Genomic DNA, 23,761 nt, shown 5'->3' with positions numbered 1-23,761 from the left:
CGCCGGCCGGACCGGACGGCGTGCCCCGGCTCCCGATATGGCCCGCGTCGAGGTCATCGCTCCCAATCTGAAGCGGCGGCTTTCCGGCGTCACCAGCACAATCATCCAGCTTGTGCCGCTGCAGGCGCGTACGCTCGGGATCGCCACGCTCGGTCCCGGCCTGCCCGACAGCCTGCCCAGGATGCGATGGTGGCAGATGTTCGCGCTACTCAAACGGCCGGCGTCCGGTCGCAAACGGATCTGGCATGGCCGACGCAACACCGAGATGGTCGCCGGCGTGATTCTGAAAACGCTCTTGCGCGCCCCGCTAAAACTCGTCTTCACCTCCGCCGCGCAGCGCGAGCACCGGCCATTCACCAAATGGCTGATCCGGCGGATGGACGCAGTGATCGCGACAAGCGTCCGGTCCGGCAGCTTTCTGAAAGTGCCGCATACGGTGATCATGCACGGCGTGGACCTTGAGGAATTCCACCCGCCGAGGGATGGCGACGACGCGTTCTCCGCATCGGGCTTGCCTGGAAAATACGCGGTCGGCTGCTTCGGGCGCGTGCGGCGCCAGAAGGGTACCGACCTCTTCGTCGACGCGATGATCGAGCTTTTGCCCCTCTATCCCGACTGGACGGCGGTGATTGCGGGCCGGGTGACGGCCGAGCAGAAAGCGTTCGGCGACGAACTGGAAAGCCGCGTGGCGAAGGCCGGGCTGTCAGACCGCATCGTTTTTCTCGGCGAGGTTCCGGACATCAAGCCATGGTACAGGCGGGTTTCGCTCTATGTCGCGCCATCGCGCAATGAAGGCTTCGGGCTGACGCCGCTGGAGGCGATGGCCTCGCAAACGGCGGTGGTGGCAAGCGACGCCGGCGCCTATGCCGAAATGATCGTTCCGGGCGTCACCGGCGCGGTGGTGGCGGCCGGCGACGGCCATGCGCTGACCGAGGCGATCCGGCCTTATCTGGCCGACCCGGCGCTGGCCGAGGCGCATGGCGCAAACGCGCTTGCCCATGTGACGGAGCGGTTTCCGCTGCAGCGCGAAGCGGACGGCGTTCGCGCGGTTTACGACCAGGTGTGGGCGCAAGGATGAGCACGCCGAACGCCGCGCCGATACGCCGCGCCGAGGCTTTCATCATCCATCTTGCGCGCGCCGAGGCGCGCAAGCCGCAGGTCGACCGGCTGACGGCCACGCTGCCGCTGCCGGTAAATGTCGTCGATGCGGTCGATGGGCTGACGCTAGCGGACGGCGAAATCGAAGCCGTCTACCGCCGCCATCTGCATCGCCCGCGCTATCCGTTTGAACTGCGCAAGGCCGAGGTCGGCTGCTTTCTCTCCCACCGGAAGGCCTGGCAGGCGATCCTCGACCGCGGGCTCGACGCCGGGCTGATCGTCGAGGACGATGTCGAGCCGGACGAAGGATTGTTCGGGCCGGCGCTGGCGCTGGCGATGGAGACGATCCGGCCGGGCGACTACATCCGCTTTCCCTATCGCAGCCACACGGATAGCGGCGCGGAGGTGGCCAAAGCCGGCGACATCGCGCTGGTCGAACCGGCGCATGTCGGGCTTGGCATGCAGACGCAGCTTGTCGGCCGGCAGGCTGCGGCGGAGCTTTTGAAGGCGACCGAAGCCTTCGACCGGCCGGTCGATACGACGATCCAGATGTGCTGGCTTGCGAAAATCCGCATACTGGCGGTGCGACCGCCGGCGGTCCGCCAGATCGGGCATCTTCTCGGCGGCACGATCGTGCAGAAAAAGACAAAGCCGCTCAGGGAGGTGCTGTCGCGGGAGGTCAAGCGGGCCTGGTATCGGCTGGCCTTGCGCGTCGCAGCTTCCGCCAGGCGCTGACGCCCGCTGATCGCCAGGCTTTCCATCCGTCAGCAGTTGTTGGCCCAGCAGAGAATCGATTTGCGATCAAGCTGCACAACGTTTTAAACAGCGCGACCTGCCGGGCCAGATGGATGGCCAGGAGAATCCGATGGCTGAATGCAATGGCTAGAAAGAGATTGTTCGTTGTCGGCAACGGGCCGTTGCCCTTCGATATGTCGGAACGCGTGGACGCCAGCGATCATGTGGTTCGGTTCAACGAGCCGAAGGCGTCGATCGGGATGAGCGGAACGAAGACGAACTGGCTTTTTGTATGCAACACCGGCAAGCCGATGCAGCGGCGGCTGGAAAATCCCTATTATCCGACCTCGCCGATCGTTCAGGCGGCGGAGCTCGTCATTCTCGTTTCGCATCCGATCGCCGTACAGAAATACGGCCTGCGGCCGAACTTCCTCTCCTGGATCAAGGGCCGGCGCGCCGAGTGGACGTGGCCGGCGCTGATGATGTACGGCGAGGCCGGAAAGATCGTCGCGGTCCTTCCGCCGTCCTTCTATGAGGAGGGTTGCCTGGAATTGGGCCTCGAGCCGTATTCCCTGACTAAAATTCGAAGGTTTCCAAGCACTGGATATTTCGGTATCCGGTATGCGCTCGCGCGACTTCCGGCCGATGAGTGGGATGTGGAGATCGCCGGCTTCAATTGGCAAGGCTGGCAGCGCCATGCCTGGGGCGACGAACGGGCGTGGATCGACGGCAAGGCCAAGGAACGCAATATTCGCGTCTGGCTGACGGAAGACGAGAAGCGTGCGTCAACAAGCGCAGAAGGACTGATACATGAATAAGTTCGACATCTATATCGGTTGGGATTCCCGCGAGCCAATCGCCTATGACGTTGCGAAAAAAACATTGCTCGATCGGGCGAGCATTCCGGTAGAGGTGCACGCCATCAAACTGCAGGAACTGGTGGAGAAGGGCGCCTATACACGCGAGGTGGACCCGCTGGCCTCAACCGAATTCACCTATTCGCGCTTCTTCACGCCGTGGCTCGCCGGCTACAAGGGCTGGGCGCTGTTTTGCGATTGCGACTTCCTGTTTCTCGACGACATCGCGAAGCTGACGGAATATCTGGACCCGTCCAAGGCGGTGCTGTGCGTCAAACACGACTATACGCCGAAGGCGACAGTCAAGATGGACGGCAAGGTGCAGACCAACTACCCGCGCAAGAACTGGTCGTCCTTCATGCTGTTCAATTGCGAACACCCGTCCACCAGGACCCTGACGCCGGAAGTGATCAACAGCCAGACGGGCGCCTACCTGCATCGGATGCAATGGGCCGCCGACGAAGAAATCGGAGCCCTGCCTGAAAGCTGGAACTGGCTGGAGGGATGGAGCGAAAAGCCGGAGGCGGGAACGCCGAGCGCCGTCCATTTCACCAATGGCGGGCCTTGGTTCAAGGATTGGCAGAACGTCGACTACGGCGATCTCTGGCGGGCCGAAGCTTCCAAGGTCGATCCCGATTGGAAGCCGATCTGAGGGCTCCAGGCACGGCGCGGCCGGCCGAAGGCGGTCGCGCAAGCTCCGACTGACTAGATCGCCACCGTGCCCTCGTCCTTGACCTGGCGGATGGTCAGCGCGGTGCGCACGGTGTCGACGTTGGGCGAGGAGGTCAGTTCCTCTATGACGAAGCTCTGGAAGGCCCCGAGGTCGCTCGCCACGCAGTGGAGCAGGAAATCTGATTCGCCCGAAACCATCCACGCCTGGCGCACGATCGGCCAGCCGCGAGTGCGCTCGGCGAAAGCCTTCAACTCGCTTTCGGCCTGATGGTGCAGCCCGACAAGGCAGAACGCCACGACGTCCATGCCGAGCGAAGGGGCATTGAGCAGAGCGCGATAGCCGCGGATGATGCCGGCATCCTCCAGGCGCTTTACGCGCCTGAGGCAAGGCGGCGCGGATATGCCGATGCGCCGGGAGAGCTCGACATTGGTGATGCGGCCTTCGTCCTGCAATTCCCGCAGGATCTTCCAGTCGATCGCATCGAGTTCGGCCTTGATCGACATTTTTTCTTCCGTGTTGGGGATCTGACGAATTTTGGAGGAGACCCAGCTAAAGCGTCTCAATAAACCATTGGTGGTTGTCCGTCAGGCCCGGTTTTGCGGAATTATGCAAGCGCAACCCGGCCGGAATCCTGGCTTGCACCAAGGTTTCCGGGGACGATTGCGGCTCCGCCTTGCTGACGTGACGGGCAACACCTAGATTAAGGGCCGATTTTCAGATTACTCAGCCTCGCGCATCGCGCGCCCTTTGCCGAAAGCACGTCCATGACATCGAAGCACGCGCCCGTCCTGATCATCGGTTCCGGTCCGGCCGGCTATACGGCGGCGATTTACGCGGCGCGCGCCATGCTGAAGCCGATCCTGGTCGCTGGGCTGCAGCAGGGCGGACAGCTCACCATCACCACCGACGTCGAGAACTATCCGGGCTACGCCGATCCGATCCAGGGTCCGTGGCTGATGGAGCAGATGCTGAAGCAGGCCGAGCATGTCGGCACCGAAATCATCAATGACGTGATCACCGAAGTCGACCTCGACGTCCGGCCTTTCCGGGCCAAGGGCGATTCGGGCACGGTCTATACCAGCGATGCGCTGATCATCGCCACCGGCGCGCAGGCCAAATGGCTCGGCATTCCAAGCGAGCAGACCTATATGGGCTTCGGCGTCTCGGCCTGTGCTACCTGCGACGGCTTCTTCTACCGCGGCAAGGATGTCGCGGTGATCGGCGGCGGCAATTCGGCGGTCGAGGAGGCGCTCTACCTCTCCCATATTGCCAAGAGCGTCACGGTCATCCACCGCCGCAACGATTTCCGCGCCGAGCGGATCCTTCGCGAGCGGCTGCTCAAGAAGGAAAACATCAAAGTCATCTGGGACACGGTGGTGGAAGAGATCACCGGCCGCCCCGGCCAGGCGCCGATGCCGCCTTCGGCCGACGGGCTGAAGTTGAAAAATCTGGTAACCGGGGCGGAGACGCATCTCAAGGTCGACGGCGTGTTCGTGGCGATCGGCCACGCGCCGGCGGTGGAATTGTTCGCAGGCAAGCTGAAGCAGAAGCCGAACGGCTATCTGTGGACCGCGCCCGATTCGACCCAGACCGATATGCCCGGCGTGTTTGCGGCCGGCGACGTGACCGACGACGTCTATCGCCAGGCGGTGACGGCGGCCGGCCTCGGCTGCATGGCGGCACTGGAAGCGGAAAAATATCTCGCGAGCCTGGAAGAGGTTCGCGAAGCGGCAGAATAAGGTGTTGAAATTCAACACACTTAGACCGGCAAAGCCGGCAGGGAACGACTAACTGCACAGATGCACTCCGGGAGGCGGCTTCCGGGGTGAATGCTGACGAGGGGGAGATATGTCTCTGGACTGGGACAAGCTACGTGTGTTTCACGCAGCGGCGCAGGCGGGCTCGTTCACGCACGCCGCCGAAACGCTCCGGCTTTCGCAATCGGCGATTTCGCGGCAGGTCAGCGCGCTGGAGCACGATGTCGGCGTGCCGCTGTTCAACCGGCACGCTCGCGGACTGGTGCTGACGGAACAGGGCGAGATGCTGTTCCGGACGGCGCATGACGTCCTGATGAAGCTCGAAAACGTCAAGACGCAGTTGACCGAGACGCTGGAGAAGCCGACCGGCACGCTGCGCGTGACGACCACGGTCGGGCTCGGCACCGGCTGGCTGACAGAGCGCGCCAAGGAGTTCCTCGACCTTTATCCGGAGATCAACCTTCAGCTCGTGTTGACCAACGAGGAGCTCGACCTGACGATGCGGCAGGCCGACTGCGCCGTGCGGCTGCGCCAGCCGCAGCAGCCGGATCTGATCCAGCGACGGCTCTTCACCGTGCATCTGCACGTGTTCGCCACGCAGGCCTATCTGGACCGCTACGGCAAACCGATGTCGGTCGCCGATCTCGACCAGCATCGCATCGTGACCTTCGGCGAGCCGGTACCGGCCTATCTCGCCGGCCTCAACACGCTGGAGACGATCGGCCGGCCGGAAGGAACAAAGCGCCCCGCAGCTCTCCAGATCAACGATTTGATGTCGATACGCAGGGCGGTCAGGCGCGGCGTCGGCATCGCCATGCTGCCGGACTACATGGCCGACAAGGAATCGGGCCTCGTGCCGATCCTGCCCGAGGTCGAGGCGCCGTCCTTCGACACCTTCTTCGTCTATCCCGACGCGATGAAGAACCAGGCCAAGCTCAAGGCATTCCGCGACTTCATGTTCGCCAAGGCGCGCAACTGGTCCTATTGAGGGCTTGTCCACGGGGTGAGACGCGGCAGCCGGCCGGGGACGGCGCCGCGGTAGGCCTGATATTCGTCGCCATTAGCGGCGAGCAAGCGTCGGCTCTTCGTAGAGCTTGACGAAAGTGAACACCGTGACTGCGACGATGGCTGCATAGACGACGAGCGACCAATCGGCGAACAGCAGCGCCTGACCGGAGATGATCGACAGGACCCCCACATACATCCGGTTGCGCACATATCGATAGGCGCCACCGACGACCAGCCTTTCAGTGGGCGCGATGGGGGCGGGCGTACCGGCGCCCTCGAAGGCAAAGCGTGCGAAGGAATGAAGGAGGACGCGAGGCCGGCCAGGACCAGGGATCGATCCGGCTGCAACCATCGCGAGCGAAGACAGAGGCCGGCCATAACCGTTCGTCAAGGACCATGGGATCACCCCGGCCACGACGCCCGGCGCCAGGATAAGGAAGGCTGCGCTGCCGGCGATGGCCGAAGGCTTGCGCATCGTCGTTCCTTCCAAGGGCCTCGGATAGGGACAGATCACGCCCCGCCGGCCGGGTTCAAGCATCCGGCGTCGTCGTCTTGGTTCTATCTGGTAGAAGTGAAGCTTAGACCACAGGGTGCGTCATTTTGCATGGGAGCATTGCAAACTGGGTGCTTGTTTCTCGGGCAAGACAAGCCCATATATTGATCATCTTCCGGGCGCGTTCCTCCTCCCATTAGCGCCTGGGAGTGTTCCCCTCTGGAGGTTTAGCCTTAATCGGCACTTCCAACAAACTCAGCCGGGTCTTTTCAGATCCGGCTTTTTTGTTGCCCGAAACCATCCGACGATGTATCCGGCGCGCCGAAATGCCGGTGGCCGGCTCCTGTTTTTCGATCCGCGGGCGCTTTTGGCCGGCTGCGGAGCAGCGGGGCTTGCAACCAAGCGGCGCACGCTTTTGCCGAACTCTCATGCTGCGATAGCTGCACTCGAATCGCGCAGGCCGTGACGATGCCTGCCCAATCGTGAAGCGGAGCACCAGCGGCGTTCGCCAGAAATCCCGTAGTTCCAAGCCTTGCAACGGTTACAGCCGCCGTATCCGCCCTCACGTAACGGTTATATGTAACATCCGGTAACCTGCCGCGAGCGGCCTTGATTTGGTACCAATCAAAACAGGACGCGGCGTTCGGTCCGTTTCGGGAGATGGGGGCATCACTCGAAACCTCCGAGGCTTAGGCAGCCGTCGCGTCCGGCCCATTCAGATGCCTCCGGGCATCAAACCCAAGCGCTGTCCCTCGGGGCGGCGAACGATGCGGCGGACCTGACGTGCCGCCATCCTCCCGCCCGTTCCCCAACGGCGGTACGGTCCGCGAAAAACGGCGTTCGATCTTCGGACGCCGTTTTTCTTTGTCGTTTACGACCCTCAAGCAGCCTTGCCGTTGGCGTTCATCGCCTCGTCGGCAAGCCGCCCGGTCAATTCGGCCATGTGGTCGAATTCGGCACGGTAGCTGGCGACGCCGGAGGTTGCCGATCTCAGCTCGATAATCAGGTCGCCGATCTCCGATTGCGGCATCATCGCTTCGACCACGTCCCATCCGGGCCAGCCGGGGCGGGCGTCGTAGCCCAAAATCTGGCCACGGCGCTGCGGTATGATGCCGGTGATCTTGGCCGTCGCGTCGGAGGGCGTGAAGATCTCCACCTTCATGATCGGCTCGAGAAGTACCGGCGAGCACGCGGCCATGCCCTCCCTCATGGCGATCTTTGCCGCCATCTGGAAAGCCATGTCGGAGGAATCGACGGCATGATAGGAGCCATCGGACAAGTTGACGGCGACGTCCACGACCGGAAAGCCGAGCGGTCCGGATTTGAGATAGTCGCGAATACCGGTCTCCACCGACTGGATATATGTCTTGGGCACCACGCCGCCGGTAATGGTGTCGGTGAACTGGAACGCGGAGCCGCGGGGCAGCGGCTTGATCTCCAGCACAACATCGCCGAACTGGCCGTGGCCGCCCGACTGCTTCTTGTGGCGGCCGCGCTGCTGCGTCGATTTGCGGATCGTCTCGCGATAGGGCACAGCCGGCGCGCGGCCCTCGATCGGGATCTGGTTCTTGCCTTCGAGGCGCTCCACGGTGACGCGCAGATGCATTTCTCCATGGCCCGAAATCACCGTCTCGCTGGTTTCCTGCTGGTGGCGCAGGAGGAGTGAGGGATCCTCCTCCGCCAGCCGCTGCAGGGCCGTCGACATCTTGACTTCGTCCTTCCGCTCCTTGGGTCTGAGCGCGAAGGAATAGACCGGCTGCGCCGGCTTCAGGTCGACGAGCTGTGCCGCACCGCCCTTGGCGGAGCTTAGTGTCTGGCCAGTGTGGACATCCTCAAGCTTGCCGAGCGCCACCGTATCGCCCGTGTTTGCGACAGTGAGCTTCGTCTGATCCTTACCGAGCATGCGGTAGATGCCCGAGACCTTGGCGGTGGCTCCGCCGGGCAGGAACAACTCCGAGCCGTCGGGGACGCTCCCCGACAAGATGCGCGAGATCGACAGCTTGCCGCCATGGGCGGTGTGGATGGTCTTCATGACCTGCACCAAGGCGCCATTCCCCTCGGGCGCGCCGAGACGCTCTCTGGTCGCCTCGACATCGGGCGCATCGTGGCGGATGGCTTTCAGGAGCCTGAGCACGCCATTGCCCTTTTCGGCCGTGCCGATGAGGACCGGCGTCACCATGCCTTCGCGCAGATCGGCGGCGAGATCGTCGAACACTGCGTCGCGCGGCGGCGGGATCTCGTCGAGAAGCTGCTCCATCAGGAGGTCGTCGTGATCGGCCAGCGTCTCCAGCATGGCGAAGCGCGCCTCGACCTCACGCGCCTTCTCGTCGCCCGGAATCTCGGTGATCTCGCTCTCGGCGTGCTCGCGGTAGATGTAAGCGCGCTCCAGCGCCAGGTCTATCGAGCCGATGACGATGCCGTCCTTGCGCAGCGGAATCTGGCGCAGGAGAAGCGGAGTCGAGCTCGTCGGCTGCAGCATCTTCAGCGTGTCGCGCACGCCGGCCACGGCCTTGTCGACCTTGTTCAAGAACAGGATGCGCGGGATGCCGAGATCGTCGAGCTTGCGCATGATGAGCTGCAGGGCAGGAATCTTCTTCTCGTCGGCCTCGGCCACCACCACTGCTATGTCGCAGGCTGCCAGGACGGGTTCGGCCTCGAAGGCGAACTCGACCGAACCGGGGCAATCGACGAAGGTCAGGCTGTCGCCCATGAAGTCGATCGAAGCCACGGTGGCTTCCACGCTCATCGCATGGGCGCGCGCCTCGGCGGAATGATCCGAAACGGTGTTGCCTGACGAGACGGGATTTTGTCGGGGGATTGCTCCGCTTCGAGCCAGAATGGCTTCAAGGAGTGTGGTCTTGCCGCTTGCGAAGGGACCGACGATGGCGATGCATTTCGGTCCCGTGCGTCTTCCTCCTGCGCGATTTCCCATGATGAGACGACCTCCTCCTCAAATGTTGACCATCGAGGCGGCGGCCGGCCTCATCCGGCCGTCGCGGGGCGGGACCGGTCTGGTCCCGCCGTCATTTCATCGTCACATGGGAGAGGCGGGAGGGCAAGAGGCAAGCCGGCCGGTGAAGGTCCGTAAAGGCCAAAACCGGATTGGTCCACCAGCACGTTCGACTGGGCGAATTGTCATGGCGTGGCCCAATGGCCATTCGGCCAATCGTGATGCAGGATTGCTGCGGGAAAGCAAAAACAAAGGGAGCCGCAGATGTCCAGAGAGCTTGAATTCTTGAGCCGCAGCGTTGTCAGCGGAAGGATGTCGCGCCGCGATTTTCTAGGCCGCGCCGCCGCGCTCGGCGTCACTGCGACATTCGCCAATTCGCTGCTCGCGGGCGCAGCACGCGCACAGGCGCCCGTGAAGGGCGGCGTGCTCAAGGCCGGACTCGTCGGCGGCGAATCCACCAACAGCCTCGATCCCGGCACCTGGTCGAGCCAGGTTCCCTATACGCTCGGCCGCTGCTGGGGCGAGCAGTTGCTGGAGGTCTCGCCCACCGGCGAGATCGAATACCGGCTCGCCGAGGAATATGGCGCTTCCGATGACGCCAAGACCTGGACGTTCAAGATCCGCAAGGGCGTGACCTTCCACAACGGCAAGGACCTGACGCCTTCCGACATCGTTGCGACGCTGGAGCGCCATGGCGACGCCGAGTCGAAGTCGGCTGCGCTGCCCTTCGTGCAGGGATTCAAGACAATCAAGGCCGACGGCGACACGGTGGTCATCACGCTGAAGGAGCCGAACGCCGACCTTCCCTATGTGGTCGGCGACTACCATTTGATGATCCAGCCGAACGGCGGCAAGGACAACCCGACCGAAGGCGTCGGCACCGGCCCCTACAAGGTGGTGGTAAACGAGCCGGGCGTGCGCCACATGGCCGAGCGCCACGAAGGCTATTGGGGCAGCGACCGGCGCGGCCATGCCGACCAGATCGAAATCGTCGTCATCAACGATTCGACGGCGCGCACCGCCGCGCTACAGGGCGGCCAGGTGCACATGATCAACCGGGTCGAGCCGAAGATCGTCGAACTGGTCAAGCGCGTGCCCGGCGTCGCAATCCGCAACGTGCCGGGCAAGGGCCATTACGTCTTCATCGCCCACTGCAACACGGCGCCATTCGACAACAACGATTTGAGGCTGGCGCTGAAATATGCGGTCGACCGCGAGGAGATGGTGCAGAAGATCCTCGGCGGCTACGGCACGGTCGGCAACGATACGCCGATGATCAAGGGCTATCCGCTGTTCGACGACGATATCGAGCAGCGCGTCTACGACGCGGAAAAGGCGGCGTTCCACTACAAGAAATCCGGCCATAGCGGCCCAGTGCTGCTGCGAACCTCCGACGTGGCGTTCCCAGGCGCCGTGGATGCGGCGCAACTCTACCAGCAGAGCGCGGCAAAGGCCGGCATCACCATCGAGGTGAAGCGCGAGCCCGGCGACGGCTACTGGTCCGAAGTCTGGAACAAGCAGCCCTTCTCGATGTCCTACTGGACCGGCCGGCCGACGCAGGACCAGGTCTATTCGATCGCCTATCTATCGAAAGCCGAGTGGAACGACACGCGCTTCTTCCGCGAGGATTTCGACAAGCTCATCCTCGCAGCGCGCTCCGAACTCGACGAGGCCAAGCGCAAGGCGCTGTACCGTCAGGCAGCGGTGATCCTGCGCGACGAAGGCGGCGTGATCGTGCCGATGTTCAACAACTATATCGACGCGACCAGCGACAAGGTCGGCGGCTGGGTCGACGACCCGAACGGCGAGCTGATGGGCGGCCACGCGCTGACCAAATGCTGGCTGAACGCATAACGGACGCCTAGACCGACCGGCGTAAGCAAGAAAAAGCCCCGGCGGGTGGGAACCTGCCGGGGCTTTGCTTTGTCCTGCAGCCCTCGTCAGCTCAGCGAGGCTGTGAAGCGCTGGATGCGCGTGCAGGCTTCTTCCAGAAGCGCCTCGGACGTGGCGTAGGAGATGCGGAAGTTGGGCCCGAGGCCGAAGGCCGAGCCGAACACCACCGCTACGCCTTCCGCCTCCAGAAGCTCGGCGCTGAAGGTCTCGTCATTGTCGATGACCTTGCCTGACGCGGTCTTCCTGCCGATCAGACCGGCGCAGGACGGATAGACGTAGAATGCACCTTCGGGCGAGGGGCAGGTGATGCCGCGCGCCTGGTTGAGCATCGACACGACGAGATCGCGGCGGGCCTGGAAAATCGCCTTGTTCTTTGCGATGAAATCCTGCGGGCCGTTGAGCGCTTCGACCGACGCCCATTGGGCGATCGTGCAGGCGCCGGACGTCTGCTGGCCCTGGATCATGTCCATAGCCTTGATCAGCTCGACGGGTCCTGCGGCATAGCCGATGCGCCAGCCTGTCATGGCATAGGCTTTCGACACGCCGTTCATGGTCAGCGTGCGGCCGTAGAGCGCCGGCTCGACTTCGGCGATCGTCTTGAAGACGAAGTCGCCATAGGTCAGGTGCTCGTACATGTCGTCGGTGAGCACCCAGACATTGGGGTGCTTCAACAGGACATCAGCGAGCGCCCTGAGCTCGGCTTCGCTGTAGGCGGCGCCCGACGGGTTCGACGGCGAGTTCAGCACGAGCCATTTGGTGCGCGGGGTGATGGCCTTTTCGAGCGCGGCCGCGGTCAGCTTGAAGCCATTGTCGATCGTCGTCTCGGCGAAGGTCGCCGTGCCGCCGCAGAGAGCCACCATCTCGGGATAGCTGACCCAGTACGGCGTCGGGATGACGACCTCGTCGCCGGGGTTCAGCGTCGCCATGAAGGCGTTGAACAGGATCTGCTTGCCGCCTGTGCCGACGATCGTCTGCTCAGGGCGGTATTCCAGATTGTTCTCGCGCTTGAACTTCTTCGCGATCGCCTCGCGCAGCGGCGCGATGCCGGAGACCGGTGGGTATTTGGTCTCGCCGCGCCGGATCGCGTCGATCGCGGCATTCTTGACATTGTCGGGCGTGTCGAAATCGGGTTCGCCGGCGCCGAGGCCGATCACGTCGCGGCCGGCATTTTTCAGCTCACGCGCTTTTTGCGTGACCGCGATGGTCGCGGAGGGCTTTACGCGTGAAAGGGCGTCGGCAAGGAAGGCCATGACAGCAATGTCTCCAGTTCATGGTTTCGGCAAGGAAATCGGCCGCGCATCTCATGTCGGATTGCGCGGGAAATCGCAAGTGCCGGAGGCTACGGCGCGTTGTCCCGGGGTTAGATGCAATCCTAAGTCGAGCGTTAACCGCCGGTCAAACTTGCCCTGCTAAAGGTCACCGCAACGGCCGATCAAGAGCCGCAAAACAGGGCAGTTGCGTTGCATAGCTTCCGGATCTTCCAGCTCCCGACGTTGGATCGCTGGCGCGATTCCGTCGAGCCGCTCACACGCTTCCGTCCGACGGGAGCGCAGCCAATGACCGACCCCGAGAACAATCCGCCGGATCTGGACCGGGCGCTCTTTGTCGACGAGATCGGCATCGAAACCGGCATCTACGGGAATTATCGCCTGAAAACCGCCCACCAGCCGATCTTCAGGCGCGAAGGCGCGGAGCTTATACCTTTCGCGGTCGAGGCGCGCGTGGTGCCTTTTCGCGGGGGAAGCGCCATCGCGCCCGCCGAGTTCTTCGAGAAGACGCCGCAAGCCGACCGGGCCTTCGTGGAAGCCCTGTGCCGGACCCTGCATCTGCGCAACCACCGCAATATCGGCATAGACGAACCCGAGCGCTTCGAACTCTATCTGACCATCGATCCGCATCATGACGGCTGGGACGCTCCAGATGGCGCGGCCCACTCGATTTCCGCACTCGCCGGGGAAGCGGGCATCCCGGCCGGCATGATCATGTGCGAAATCCTCGACGCTGTTACGCTGGATACCGAGGCGCTGGCGGCGTTGAGCGGAGAATTGCGTGACCGCGGCATGCGCGTCTCGATCGCGGAGTTTCGCGTCGGCCAGTCGGCGATCGACCGCGTCACCCAGATCGAGCCCGACGTCATCAAGATCGACGGAGCATGGTTCCGCGACGTGCAGGAGAGTTCCGAGACGGCCCAGCTGTTTCCCGCGGTCATCAACGCCTTTCAGGGTCTTGGCGCCAAGCTGCTGGTGCAGGGCATCGAAACGCCAGCCGAGCTGGAAGGGGCGCTGGATGCAGGCGCCGACTACCTGCAGGGCATGCTGCTTTCGCCGCCCGCACTGGCGGGTTCGGCATTGAACGAGAACCCGCAGCCGATCGAGGCGCTGCTCCGCCGGGGAGGCAAGGTCGTCAACCTCGGCAGGAACCATCACCGGCGTTGATGGACGCGCCAAAACAAATGACTGGATGGTTCCTGCGCCCGACGCGATAGTTCGGCGCATCGCTCATATTGGGCCGGAGCCGGACGCGGATGACCACAATCTATGGAATGATCGACAGCGGCAATTGCTACAAGCCGCGGCTTCTGATGGCCAAGCTCGGCCGGCCTTTCACGCATGTAGAAGTCAGTTCGCATGTCGGGGCCACGCGTTCGCCTGAATACCTGGCGAAGAACCCGAACGGCATGGTGCCGCTGCTCGAACTGGACGATGGAAGGCTGCTCGCCGAATCCAACGCCATCCTGATCTATCTTGCCGAGGGCACCCGCTTCCTGCCGGCCGACCGCTATCACCGCGGCCTCGCCTATCAGTGGCTGTTCTTCGAGCAATACAGCCACGAGCCCTATATCGCGGTGCGCAAGGCGATCCTGACCTTTCCCGAGCGCGCCAAGGACGCCACGCCCGAGCGTCTCGAACTGACCCTGACGCGCGGCAACAAGGCGCTGGGCGTCATGGAAAAACAATTGTCGCAGACGCCGTTCTTCGCCGGCGACGAGATGAGCATCGCCGACATCGCTCTCTATGCCTACACGCACGACGCTCACAAGGGAGGTTTTGATCTCGGCGCCTATCCGGCGGTCTCGGCCTGGCTCGAACGGGTGAGGGCGGATCCGGGGCATGTGCCCGAGGAATGGCTGCCTTAGGAACTGCCGATATCAGCTGATTTGCAACGCTGGCTTCCGCGCTTCCGCTGGTGCAATCACTTCGAGAGCGCCACGCAGTTGTCAGTCGGCTGGGTCTTCTTTTTCCATAGCGACGAGCAAGCGGTTAGTTAGCCTGAGCTCAGACAACAAAAAGGCGGGGAATTACCCCGCCTTCCGCTGCCAGTCAGACTGATCTGGAGCCAGTCTCGCGAAGCCTGCAGCAATCTGCTGCCCCGGTCTCCGTTCGACCTGCTCCGGCGCGCTTGTCGCGCAGCCGCCAGTACATCCGTGACTTGCTGAGCGCTCCGGACTTTCGTCCAGGCGCGCCAGTTAAATCAGCCTGCCTTGCTGAGGCTGCCGGCCGAGGACTTGCCGGTGCGGCGGTCCTGCTCGATCTCGAAGTTGATCTTCTGACCTTCAACGAGGTTCGACATGCCAGCGCGTTCGACAGCGGAGATGTGGACGAAAACGTCCGCGCCGCCATTGTCAGGCTGGATGAAGCCGAAACCCTTGGTTCCATTGAACCACTTTACGGTACCAGTTGCCATTTCTGTGTTTCCTTACGTTTGCAACGTTGTTTGACCAAGCGATAGCCACTTGGCCGCTTTATCGAGATTTTGGGGGACGTCAGCAAACGCGAAAAAATCGCGGGACTACTAGATCGATCGGCCGAAAATATCAACGAGGCTCATATAGATGATAGCGGGGACGAATACAAGTGGTTGCGGTAGCGGCCGATCACCGGCTTGTGATCACAACCGCTGCTGGCAAGGCTAGGCGGCTGCGACAAACCCGGCTTGATTTGCCATAGATGCAACTGCGCAAGCTAACGGAGGCCGCCATGAAAGCCGCGTCGATTGCCCTTTGCCTGTCGCTGCTTGCGGTCGAGGCGCATGCGATATCGCGTTACAGTTCGACAAGCATGAATTGCGCCGCCATCCAGGCGGCCGTGCAGAGCGAGGGCGCGGCGATCCTGCAATGGCGCTCAACGCGTGACCCCAGCCTGCCGCTCTACGGCCGCTTCGTCGCCAACCGGCGGTTCTGCCAGATGGAGGAGCGGGCCGAGATCGCTTACGTGCCGGCCGCCGATGGATCCTGTCCGGTTCACCGGTGCGCGAGAGTTTTCCGGAATCGCGGAAACCGATAGGCGATCAGGGGTGTTTTGGCGCGCCACGCGAAGTGGAGCATGAAGCATGCGCTCTGACGCAATTCGAGAAGGAAGCCACCATGAAAGCAGCGTCGTTCGCGTTGTTCCTCGCGCTGCTCGCCGGCGAGGCTCATGCCATATCGCGTTACACCACGACCAGCATGGACTGTGCCGAGATCAAGGCCGCGCTGCAGAGCGAGGGCGCGGCGATCCTGCAATGGCGCTCGACGCGCAATCCCGGGCTGCCGCTCTACGGTCGCTATGTCGCCAACCGGCGGTACTGCCAACCGGAGCAGGTGGCGGAAACGGCGTTCGTGCCGTCGCGCGGAGGAACGTCCTGCCTCGTGCGCAAATGCGTGACCATAGATTTGCCCGAAGGCCGCTGAAACGTGATAATTTGGGCGGTTGATTGCAACCGGTACGGCTAGGCACGTGTTTGTCCTCGAAAAGGAGGATTCGTCATGAAACCACTGCTGCTTGCCCTCTGCTTCTCACTTATAGCCGCCGAGGCGCAGGCGATTTCGCGCTACAACTCCACCAGCATGTCCTGCGCCGAGGTGCAGGCGAGGGTGCGCGGCGAAGGCGCCGCCATTCTGCGCTACCGTTCGACGCGCAATCCGAGCCTTCCGCTCTACGGCCGCTATGTGAGCGACCGGCGCTACTGCAATCACAACGAGGTCGCTGAAACAGCGTTCGTGCCGGCGGCCGATACGAAATCCTGTCTGGTGCGTGAGTGCATCATAGTCGATCCGGACGATTTCCTCATTTTCCGGCGGCACCGCCGCTGAGCAGGTCGCCATTTACGGTCGCCCGAAGCGTAGCGGACCGGTCAGAACCCGAACGAGGCCTGCGCTGGCGGCGGAGGGCCGACCCGCACGCCTTCCATGGCGAGCAGTCGCTCCTTGGTCGTCGCGCCGCCCGGCGCCGAGAACCCGCCGAGCTTGCCGCCGGCGGCGACGATGCGGTGGCAGGGAACGACTACGGGAACCGGGTTGCGGCCGAGCGCCTGGCCGGTCTCGCGTGCCAGTCCGCCATGGCCTGCCGCGGCAGCGAGGCCGCCATACGTCGCGGTGTCGCCGAAGCCTAGCTTTCGCGCCGCATCGTAGATGGCGCGGCGGAACGGATCGACGCCGGCGAGGTCGACGGGAACATCGCTGAAGTCGACCGGCTCGCCGGCTGCGTAACGCAGCAAGGCGTCAATGAGCGCGGCCATCGCAGCGGGCAGGTCGCCGACGGCGCGCTGCGGGGAGGGGCCGCCGTCCGAAGCGATCACGGCGAGCAGCCGCCGTTCGGTGGCGGCCTCGCTGCGCTCGGGAAGCTGCAGCCGGGTCAGGCCGGCCTCGCTCCAGGCGATGCCGATCCAGCCGATAGCGGTTTCGAACAGAGTGTAGGTCGAGGTTTGCTGTGCAGTTTCAGGCATAGGGCTTTCCTTACCAGGATCGGGTCAAAGGTTAGCATGCGCGGACGGCAAGCACAAATCGGGAACATTGCCGCCCGGTACTGTCGCGACCTTGCCGCCTTGATCGCGAAACCGCCACCCGATTGCCGCGCGGGCGATCGTCGTGTAAAGGAACGGGCGGGCGGGTCTACATATTCAATCAATTGCGAGTGCGGGTTTGCCTGCTTTCCACCGGATTTTAATCGTGCTGACGGCATTATCGCCGCTCCTGGCCGCGGGCTGCACCACCAGCAGCGATATGGGCGCGCAGCTTTCCATGGCGCCCGGCGAGGAAGTCAGCCTGCCCGAAAGCGTCTCCATTCTCCCTGCTTCCGCGGATGCGGAGTCCGGGCCCGATGCGGGCGTAGTGATGGCCGCGCTGCCCGGCGAGGATAGCGAACAACAGGATCTCCAGCCCAGCGCCTTTGCCCGTATCGATGCGCCCGCCGTCAATTTCGGCCAGGCGGCTGTCGGGCCCCGCAGTCCGGAACTCGACGCGCTGATCACCCGCTATGCCGCTTATTACGAGGTGCCGGTCGAACTGGTCCGCCGTGTGGTCAAGCGCGAGAGCAATTTCCGCCCTGCCGCCCGCAACGGCCCCTATTGGGGCCTGATGCAGATCCGTCACGATACGGCGCGCGGCATGGGCTATAAGGGTGGGGCCAGCGGCCTGCTCGACGCCGAGACCAATCTGAAATACGCCGTCAAATATCTGCGCGGGGCCTATATCACCGCCGGCGGCGACCACGACCGCTCGGTACGGCTCTACGCCAGCGGCTATTACTACGACGCCAAGCGACGGGGCCTGCTCGACGAGACGGGGCTCGGCAAGGACCGCCGCCGCCGGCGCGGCGTGTAACCAGACCTCACGCCGCCAGAGGCATCCGCGCCAGAAGCCCGTTCTTGCGGCGCAGAAAGGCTCTCAGCCGGTCATTGTAATCCACTACAACGGCATTCCTGACCGAGGAGCGCCTGGCAAGCTCGGCGCGCCATGCCCGTACTTTTCGGCAGGCCCTCGAATATGCCGAGATCGGCGATCTCGTCGAACACGTCGAAATAGCGGAAGGCGGGCGCGAACACCGCGTCGACGATGGAAAACACGTCGCCGGCGAAATAGCGGCCTTCGCCCAGTTCGGCCTCGACCCTGGCGAATTTGTCCTTGAGGGCCGCGACCGCATTGTCGAAGGCCGCGCGGTCGGCGGTGGTCTCCAGCGTCCAGATATCGCCGAGGATCGCCGAGCCGAACTCCATCCAGGCACGGTGGCGCGCCCTGGCCGCGGGATTGCCGGGATGCAGTCTCGGCTCCTCGGTCTCGTCGAGATATTCGACGATGGCAGCGCTTTCGAACAGCACCTCGTCGCCGACTTTCAGCAGCGGCACCTTTCCGCGCGGCGAGATTGTTTTGAACCAGTCCGGCTTGTTTTCGAGGTCGATGTCGACGCGCTCGAACGGCACGTTCTTTTCGGCGAGCACGATCGCGGCGCGCTGGACGTAGGGGCAGAGGTCGAACGAGACGAGGGTTATTCTTTCCTGGCGCATGGCGGCGATCCTTTGAGGATGAATGCAGTTGCATGAAGTTGGATGCAATTGCATCGAATGTCAATCTTGATGCAACTGCATGAAATCAACTATGTGTGAGCTATGGACAGGAAACCGGACGAGGCGACCGAAGCGGCGTGGATCGGGCTTGCGCGGGCAGGCCGCGTGGCCACGGCAAGTATCGAGGCGCGGCTGAAGGCGGCCGGCCTGCCGCCGCTTTCCTGGTATGACGCGCTGTGGGAGCTGGAGCGGGCGGGCGAGGCGGGGCTGAGGCCGTTCGAGCTCGAACGCGCACTGCTCTTCGAACAATACAATCTTTCCCGGCTGGCCGACCGGCTGGAAAAGGCGGGACTGGTCGAGCGCCGGGCAGTGGAAGCCGACCGGCGGGGGCAGATGCTCGCCGTCACGCCGGCCGGGCGGGATCTGCGCCGCCGCATGTGGGCGGTGTACGCGCCGGCGATCCAGGCTGCGGTCGGCGACCGGCTGGGGGCCGGGGAGGCGGCGGCGCTCGCGGCATTGCTTGGAAAGCTGGTGTGAGACAATGTGCGGTCACTTCGCCGTGAGGAGCGGCGGCCGTCCGTGATTTCGCCGCGTGGAGGCCCTAACTCGCACCGATGACCAGACGCGCAGCCTTCCTTCTCGCCCTTCTCCTCCTCTTCGCGCCCGCTGCATCCGCGCAGCAGGCCGCGCCGCCGGAGCCGGCGTCGCTCGATTCCGTGCTCGACCGGGCGGAGGCGCTCGAGCCGCTGGAGACAGTGATCGTGGCGCAGGGCGGAAAGATCCTCGCCGAGCGCGGCTACCGCGGCAATTCGACGGAGCAGCCCACCAACATCAAGTCGGCGTCGAAGACGATCGTCTCGGCGCTGGTCGGCATCGCGATCGACAAGGGCGTGCTCAAGGGCGTCGACCAGAAGATAGCGCCTATCCTGCGGCCGCATCTGCCGGAAAACCCTGACCCGCGCATCCACGACATCACCATCAGCCATCTGCTCTCGATGCAGGCGGGGCTGGGGCGCACCTCCGGGCCGAATTACGGGCGCTGGGTGTCGAGCCGCGACTGGGTGCGCGCCGCGCTCGCCATGCCGTTCGACGATGAGCCCGGCGGCAACATGCTCTATTCGACCGGCTCGACGCATCTTCTGTCGGCGGTACTGACGCGCGCAGCCGGCCGTTCGACGCTCCAGCTTGCACGCGACTGGCTCGGCCCGCTCGAGGATTTCTCGATCGCCGCCTGGGAACGCGACCCGCAGGGTTTTTATCTCGGCGGCAACCAGATGGCGATGAGCCCGCGCTCGCTGCTGGCCTTCGGCGAGCTCTACCGCAATGGCGGACGGACCGCGGAGGGCAAGAAGCTTATTTCGGCTGACTGGATCGAGACCTCGTGGCGGCCGCGCACCAATTCGCGCTACACCGGCGACGGCTACGGCTATGGCTGGTTCCTGCGCACGATCGGCGGGCAGGACGTGCGCTATGCCTGGGGCTATGGCGGGCAGATGCTCTACATCGCGCCGGAGCTCGGCCTGACCGTCGTCATGACGTCCGAGGAGGACAACCCTTCGGCGCGCAATGGCCACCGCGACGATCTGCATGCGCTGCTTGCCGAGATCATCGGCGCGGTGGAGGCGGGCGAGCAGGCCGGGGATGCCGGCACCGCGAGGGAGGGGTAGCGGGGCTGAGACGCCGCGTCTCCCGCTTGCCGGCAATAACTCCCGCGCTATTGTCGCGGTCTCTTGAGGAGGGATGCCACGATGGACTGGAAACTTCCACGCGAGGGCGGGTGCCGCTGCGGGCAGGTGAAGATCAGGATCAGCGCCGCGCCGCTGGTCACCATGGCCTGCCACTGCACCGGCTGCCAGAAGATGAGCTCCTCGGCCTTCTCGCTGTCGGCCGCGATTCCCGCCGACGGCTTCGAGGTGATTTCGGGCGAGCCGGTGGTCGGCGGGCTGCACGGCGCGACGAAACATTATTTCTGCCCGCACTGCATGAGCTGGATGTTCACGCGGCCGGAAGGCATGGACTGGTTCGTCAATCTGCGCACCCCCATGCTCGACGGCGCGGCGGACTTCGCGCCCTTCATCGAGACCTGGACGGCCGAGAAGCTGCCCTTCGCTGAGACCGGCGCGCCGCATAGCTACGAGACGCTGCCGCCGATGGACGCCTATGACGGGCTGATGAAGGAATACCGGGAGTGGGCGGGGCGGGCCTGACGCCAAGGCGCTCATCACCGGTGCGAGGAAACGGCGAACGCCTCCGATGGGAATGGCCGGAGCGCGACAGATTCAACGCTCGCCCGCTGCCCGGCAGGGCATCGGACGAGGTCCGGCTCAAATCACAATCGCAATGCGATCAAACCGTCAGGACGTGTCGGGGTGCTCAAGCGCCCAGAAGGCCAGTCCGTGGGCGTTGTTCAAAACCTCGTAGACCTCGTGCCCGGGCCGGCGGCGCCAGCCGGGCGGCCGGCCGGGACGCAGCGGCCACACGCGGCGCGGCCGGCCGTGAGGGAGATTGCGCGGGTTTCTGTTTTGCGCGCCCGCGGCGTTGCAGTTTTTGGTTTGCGCGCCTGCGGCGTCGCGGCGAACCCGCCAGAGCGCGAAGCGCCGGGCGTGCGCCGGCAGATCGTCAAGCGCTGAGGCCACCGCGGCGAGCCTGCGGCCAAGGCGCGCCGGGTCGACCGGGTCGTCGGGCGCGGGCGGACGGCGGGGCGCGACAGGAAACGGCGCGCTGAAGCCGGGCACGCAAATGCGCGGCACGCCGCTGGCGACAGGCCGCCGGGGGCGGGGCAGGCGCAGCGTGTCGAAAAGCGGCAGCGTCAGGCGGCGCATGGCTGTGCGGGCGCCGGACGGCACGGCGCTTCCGGCCGGCTTGCCCGGGATCGGCGGACCAGGCTCCGGCTTGCGCGGACGCGGCGGCGCCACCACGACCCCGCGCGCCGCCACGATGACCAGCCGACGCGTCGCGGCCTCGGCCGGCCGGAGCAGCCGGAGCACTGCGCGGTGGAGGTGGCGCGGCAGCATGCCTGCGCGGCCGTCGGAGAGCCCGGCCATGGCGACAAGCGCCGCCAGGATGCGCTTCAGCGCCTCCCGGTTTTTCTCGATCGCCGCATTCCAGTCCATCGCCATTCCCTTCGGCAAGCTGCCGGGACGAAGTATGCGGGCAGTGGCAGGGGTGTGGATAAAGCCTGGGAAAACATTCCTGACAGATGCTGACACGAAGGTAATCGCGATGCGAAACCTCGTCATCCCGGAACCGAAGCGAAGCGCAGGTATCCGGGACCTATTGAGCAGCGCGGCCGCGGCGGCGGAAGAACGCAGCCTCAAGTGAAGCGCGCCAAGGCGAGGGTTGGGCCATGCTCGACGATATTCTGACCAATGGGTCCCGGATACCTGCGCTTCGCTCCGGTTCCGGGATGACGAACGGGGGCGGTATGCTGGTTCTGGACCGCTGGGCGCTGCCGCGATGGTACGGCATGGATCCCAGGGTCGCGCTCCGCTTTGCTGCGCTTGCCCTGGGATGACGAAGGTGGAGGGGCACAAGTCCGGGAAACCAAGCGCCGGCCTGTCCGTTATGCCCGCGGCGGGCAGGCAGCGGAAGGAGGCTCGCAATGAATTTCCCGAACGAATCCCCTGAATATCGCGCCGCGCGCGATCGGCTGCTCGAGAAGGAGATCGAGCTTCGGCGGCAGATGGAGGCGGTGGCCGAGGAGCGGCGCAAGCTTCCGCAGGGCGGCATGCTCAAGGAGGATTATGTCTTTGACGGGCTGGGCCCGGACGGCAAGCCTGCCCGCATCCGCTTCTCCGAGCTGTTTTCGCCCGGCCGCGACACGCTGATCCTCTACAACATGATGTTTCCGCGCTACCCGACCGACCCGCGGCCGAAGCCGGCCGAGGGCGCTTTCGCCAGCCTGCCGCACGAGGACAGCCCCTGTCCGTCCTGCACCGCGCTGGTCAACCAGTGGGACGGCGCGGCGCCGCATCTGGAGGCCGCCGGCTTCAACTTCGTCATCGTCGCCAATGCGCCGCTGGAGCGGCTCTTGACCTTCGCGCGCGAGCGCGGCTGGCGGCATCTGCGCTTCCTGTCGTCGGCGGGCAGCAGCTTCAAACGGGACTATCACGGCGAGGACGAGGCGGGCCATCAGGTTCCGCTGCTGCAGGTGTTCCACCGCACGGAGGGCGGCATCCGCCACTTCTGGAGTTCGGAACTGCATTTCGCCGAGGCCGAGCCCGGCCAGGACGAGCGCGCCTTCGGCACGCTGGAGCCGGTGTGGAATTTTATCGACCTGACGCCGGCCGGCCGCCGCCCCGACTGGAACGTTGGCCTCAACGACCGCGGGCCGGAGGAGGCAAAGCCGGGGTTGGTGGGGGTGTGAGGGGGGACTGACAGGCGAGCCAGCCTGTATCTACCCGCACTGCATAACGGAATTCGGCCGTCAGGCCGATCCTCACGAGCTAAGTGATAGGAATCGTAAGGGAGGGGTTGCCGCCATGGTAGCAATCGGTCCAAAAAAGGTCCAAATTTATCATTAGTTAACCAAGATGTGCCGCTGACTCAATCTTTAGCACTGATTGTATTTAGGTCAGGAGGATTTAATATGAACTTGAAGTACTCTGAAGTATATCGAGGTGGCATTACATCCCCATACATCTCCCTAGAGACTAAAAACATTTCGATCACTCCACTAGAGAAAGATCTAAGAATCGCTTTCTCAATCGCTTCAAAAGGAGGCGGTACAACTCGCGTGAGAGTGGATATCGACCGACGCGATTTCCAGGCAATGATTAGGGAAATGATGGATGTGGACCGCTCTGTTGCCATGAAAGCCGTTTCTGAAGAGTTGGCCCGCGAAATTGCGCGAGAACCAGAGGTTGAACAAAAAGCGGAGCAAAGGGGCCGTCAACAAGTGAAGGAACTAGCCCGCGACAAGTATCTGAAGGCACCCGTGGGTGCCGATGAAAAGGAGAAGCTTATTTCTGACGAGACCGCAAATTTGGTAGATGAGTTAAATAGCGACGATAAACGCTCTGCGGCCTAGTGAACGGT

24 protein-coding genes and 2 pseudogenes are annotated in these 23,761 nt (G+C 63.9%); 18 read left to right on the top strand and 8 right to left on the bottom strand.

From position 1 onward, the window contains the following. Window positions 1-37 precede the first annotated feature (37 nt). From ABVK50_RS19535 to ABVK50_RS19520, 4 genes are all read left to right on the top strand, one after another. The gene (locus ABVK50_RS19535) at window positions 38-1,078 is read left to right on the top strand and encodes a glycosyltransferase family 4 protein (RefSeq protein ID WP_353645878.1); all 1,041 of its coding nucleotides are present in this window, start codon (window positions 38-40) and stop codon (window positions 1,076-1,078) included. Next, window positions 1,075-1,833: a glycosyltransferase family 25 protein gene (locus tag ABVK50_RS19530; RefSeq protein ID WP_353645001.1), complete on the top strand. Its 759-nt coding sequence runs from the start codon at window positions 1,075-1,077 to the stop codon at window positions 1,831-1,833. Before ABVK50_RS19535 ends, ABVK50_RS19530 begins: the two co-directional genes overlap by 4 nt. Window positions 1,834-1,976: 143 nt before the next feature. Next, window positions 1,977-2,651: a hypothetical protein gene (locus ABVK50_RS19525; RefSeq protein ID WP_353645002.1), complete on the top strand. Its 675-nt coding sequence runs from the start codon at window positions 1,977-1,979 to the stop codon at window positions 2,649-2,651. Beyond that, window positions 2,644-3,342: a glycosyltransferase gene (locus ABVK50_RS19520; RefSeq protein WP_353645003.1), complete on the top strand. Its 699-nt coding sequence runs from the start codon at window positions 2,644-2,646 to the stop codon at window positions 3,340-3,342. The genes ABVK50_RS19525 and ABVK50_RS19520 overlap by 8 nt, the downstream gene beginning before the upstream one ends. Before the next feature lie 53 nt (window positions 3,343-3,395). Here ABVK50_RS19520 and ABVK50_RS19515 read toward each other — a convergent pair whose 3' ends face one another. Then, window positions 3,396-3,866: an Lrp/AsnC family transcriptional regulator gene (locus ABVK50_RS19515; protein WP_353645004.1), complete on the bottom strand. Its 471-nt coding sequence runs from the start codon at window positions 3,864-3,866 to the stop codon at window positions 3,396-3,398. A 261-nt stretch (window positions 3,867-4,127) separates the two neighbouring features. Between ABVK50_RS19515 and trxB the strand changes: the two genes are divergently transcribed. Next, entirely contained in the window at window positions 4,128-5,102 is a 975-nt protein-coding gene (gene trxB / locus ABVK50_RS19510; protein WP_353645005.1) for a thioredoxin-disulfide reductase, read from the top strand. 109 nt (window positions 5,103-5,211) lie between these two features. Beyond that, the gene (locus ABVK50_RS19505) at window positions 5,212-6,108 is read left to right on the top strand and encodes a LysR family transcriptional regulator (RefSeq protein WP_353645006.1); all 897 of its coding nucleotides are present in this window, start codon (window positions 5,212-5,214) and stop codon (window positions 6,106-6,108) included. Here ABVK50_RS19505 and ABVK50_RS19500 read toward each other — a convergent pair. After that, window positions 6,102-6,603, bottom strand: a pseudogene (locus tag ABVK50_RS19500) (isoprenylcysteine carboxylmethyltransferase family protein). The gene ABVK50_RS19505 and the pseudogene ABVK50_RS19500 overlap by 7 nt on opposite strands. A gap of 898 nt (window positions 6,604-7,501) precedes the next feature. After that, window positions 7,502-9,553: an elongation factor G gene (locus ABVK50_RS19495; RefSeq protein WP_353645007.1), complete on the bottom strand. Its 2,052-nt coding sequence runs from the start codon at window positions 9,551-9,553 to the stop codon at window positions 7,502-7,504. A gap of 282 nt (window positions 9,554-9,835) precedes the next feature. Between ABVK50_RS19495 and ABVK50_RS19490 the strand changes: the two genes are divergently transcribed. Continuing rightward, window positions 9,836-11,425, top strand: a complete 1,590-nt coding sequence (locus ABVK50_RS19490) for an ABC transporter substrate-binding protein (RefSeq protein ID WP_353645008.1) — start codon at window positions 9,836-9,838, stop codon at window positions 11,423-11,425. A gap of 86 nt (window positions 11,426-11,511) precedes the next feature. Here the strand turns inward: ABVK50_RS19490 and ABVK50_RS19485 are convergent, their stop codons facing one another. Further along, window positions 11,512-12,714, bottom strand: a complete 1,203-nt coding sequence (locus ABVK50_RS19485) for a pyridoxal phosphate-dependent aminotransferase (RefSeq protein ID WP_353645009.1) — start codon at window positions 12,712-12,714, stop codon at window positions 11,512-11,514. A 306-nt stretch (window positions 12,715-13,020) separates the two neighbouring features. Between ABVK50_RS19485 and ABVK50_RS19480 the strand changes: the two genes are divergently transcribed. Together ABVK50_RS19480 and ABVK50_RS19475 are read left to right on the top strand one after the other, a co-directional pair. After that, window positions 13,021-13,899 carry an EAL domain-containing protein gene (locus ABVK50_RS19480; RefSeq protein WP_353645010.1) on the top strand — a complete coding sequence of 293 codons (879 nt, stop codon included), beginning with the start codon at window positions 13,021-13,023 and terminating at the stop codon, window positions 13,897-13,899. 89 nt (window positions 13,900-13,988) lie between these two features. After that, window positions 13,989-14,600: a glutathione S-transferase family protein gene (locus tag ABVK50_RS19475; protein ID WP_353645011.1), complete on the top strand. Its 612-nt coding sequence runs from the start codon at window positions 13,989-13,991 to the stop codon at window positions 14,598-14,600. A 335-nt stretch (window positions 14,601-14,935) separates the two neighbouring features. Here the strand turns inward: ABVK50_RS19475 and ABVK50_RS19470 are convergent, their stop codons facing one another. After that, window positions 14,936-15,148 carry a cold-shock protein gene (locus ABVK50_RS19470; protein ID WP_008835680.1) on the bottom strand — a complete coding sequence of 71 codons (213 nt, stop codon included), beginning with the start codon at window positions 15,146-15,148 and terminating at the stop codon, window positions 14,936-14,938. A gap of 293 nt (window positions 15,149-15,441) precedes the next feature. On the opposite strand from ABVK50_RS19470, the gene ABVK50_RS19465 reads away from it, so the two are divergent. The 3 genes from ABVK50_RS19465 to ABVK50_RS19455 all read left to right on the top strand — a co-directional run bounded on the left by ABVK50_RS19465 (window position 15,442) and on the right by ABVK50_RS19455 (window position 16,535). After that, window positions 15,442-15,747, top strand: a complete 306-nt coding sequence (locus ABVK50_RS19465; protein ID WP_353645012.1) for a hypothetical protein — start codon at window positions 15,442-15,444, stop codon at window positions 15,745-15,747. A gap of 80 nt (window positions 15,748-15,827) precedes the next feature. Further along, window positions 15,828-16,133 carry a hypothetical protein gene (locus ABVK50_RS19460; protein WP_353645013.1) on the top strand — a complete coding sequence of 102 codons (306 nt, stop codon included), beginning with the start codon at window positions 15,828-15,830 and terminating at the stop codon, window positions 16,131-16,133. 75 nt (window positions 16,134-16,208) lie between these two features. After that, window positions 16,209-16,535 carry a hypothetical protein gene (locus ABVK50_RS19455; protein WP_353645014.1) on the top strand — a complete coding sequence of 109 codons (327 nt, stop codon included), beginning with the start codon at window positions 16,209-16,211 and terminating at the stop codon, window positions 16,533-16,535. 41 nt (window positions 16,536-16,576) lie between these two features. On the opposite strand, the gene ABVK50_RS19450 is transcribed toward ABVK50_RS19455, so the two are convergent. Further along, window positions 16,577-17,167 (bottom strand): methylated-DNA--[protein]-cysteine S-methyltransferase, encoded by a 591-nt coding sequence (locus ABVK50_RS19450; RefSeq protein WP_353645015.1) that lies wholly within the window; start codon window positions 17,165-17,167, stop codon window positions 16,577-16,579. Between the two features lie 196 nt (window positions 17,168-17,363). On the opposite strand from ABVK50_RS19450, the gene ABVK50_RS19445 reads away from it, so the two are divergent. Then, on the top strand, window positions 17,364-18,044 hold the full coding sequence (locus ABVK50_RS19445) for a lytic transglycosylase domain-containing protein (RefSeq protein WP_353645016.1): 681 nt from the start codon (window positions 17,364-17,366) through the stop codon (window positions 18,042-18,044). 7 nt (window positions 18,045-18,051) lie between these two features. On the opposite strand, the pseudogene ABVK50_RS19440 reads toward ABVK50_RS19445, so the two are convergent. Next, window positions 18,052-18,724, bottom strand: a pseudogene (locus ABVK50_RS19440) (glutathione S-transferase family protein). Window positions 18,725-18,826: 102 nt separating this feature from the next. Between ABVK50_RS19440 and ABVK50_RS19435 the strand changes: the two are divergent. The 3 genes from ABVK50_RS19435 to ABVK50_RS19425 all read left to right on the top strand — a co-directional run bounded on the left by ABVK50_RS19435 (window position 18,827) and on the right by ABVK50_RS19425 (window position 20,931). After that, the gene (locus ABVK50_RS19435; RefSeq protein ID WP_353645017.1) at window positions 18,827-19,261 is read left to right on the top strand and encodes a helix-turn-helix domain-containing protein; all 435 of its coding nucleotides are present in this window, start codon (window positions 18,827-18,829) and stop codon (window positions 19,259-19,261) included. 77 nt (window positions 19,262-19,338) lie between these two features. After that, the gene (locus ABVK50_RS19430; RefSeq protein ID WP_353645018.1) at window positions 19,339-20,391 is read left to right on the top strand and encodes a serine hydrolase; all 1,053 of its coding nucleotides are present in this window, start codon (window positions 19,339-19,341) and stop codon (window positions 20,389-20,391) included. A gap of 81 nt (window positions 20,392-20,472) precedes the next feature. Beyond that, complete coding sequence (locus ABVK50_RS19425; RefSeq protein WP_353645019.1) at window positions 20,473-20,931, top strand: GFA family protein; 459 nt, start codon at window positions 20,473-20,475, stop codon at window positions 20,929-20,931. A gap of 147 nt (window positions 20,932-21,078) precedes the next feature. On the opposite strand, the gene ABVK50_RS19420 is transcribed toward ABVK50_RS19425, so the two are convergent. Continuing rightward, window positions 21,079-21,933 (bottom strand): hypothetical protein, encoded by an 855-nt coding sequence (locus ABVK50_RS19420; protein ID WP_353646962.1) that lies wholly within the window; start codon window positions 21,931-21,933, stop codon window positions 21,079-21,081. A gap of 392 nt (window positions 21,934-22,325) precedes the next feature. Here ABVK50_RS19420 and ABVK50_RS19415 point away from each other — a divergent pair, with 392 nt between their 5' ends. Both ABVK50_RS19415 and ABVK50_RS19410 read left to right on the top strand, forming a co-directional pair. After that, entirely contained in the window at window positions 22,326-23,090 is a 765-nt protein-coding gene (locus ABVK50_RS19415; protein ID WP_353645021.1) for a DUF899 family protein, read from the top strand. Window positions 23,091-23,312: 222 nt separating this feature from the next. After that, window positions 23,313-23,753 (top strand): hypothetical protein, encoded by a 441-nt coding sequence (locus tag ABVK50_RS19410; protein ID WP_353645022.1) that lies wholly within the window; start codon window positions 23,313-23,315, stop codon window positions 23,751-23,753. The last annotated feature ends 8 nt before the right edge of the window (window positions 23,754-23,761 follow it).

It is taken from the genome of Mesorhizobium sp. WSM2240, from assembly GCF_040438645.1.
GTDB lineage: Bacteria > Pseudomonadota > Alphaproteobacteria > Rhizobiales > Rhizobiaceae > Allomesorhizobium.
The sequence above is the reverse complement of the archived record's forward strand: the minus strand, read 5'-3'. Positions and strand labels throughout refer to the sequence as shown.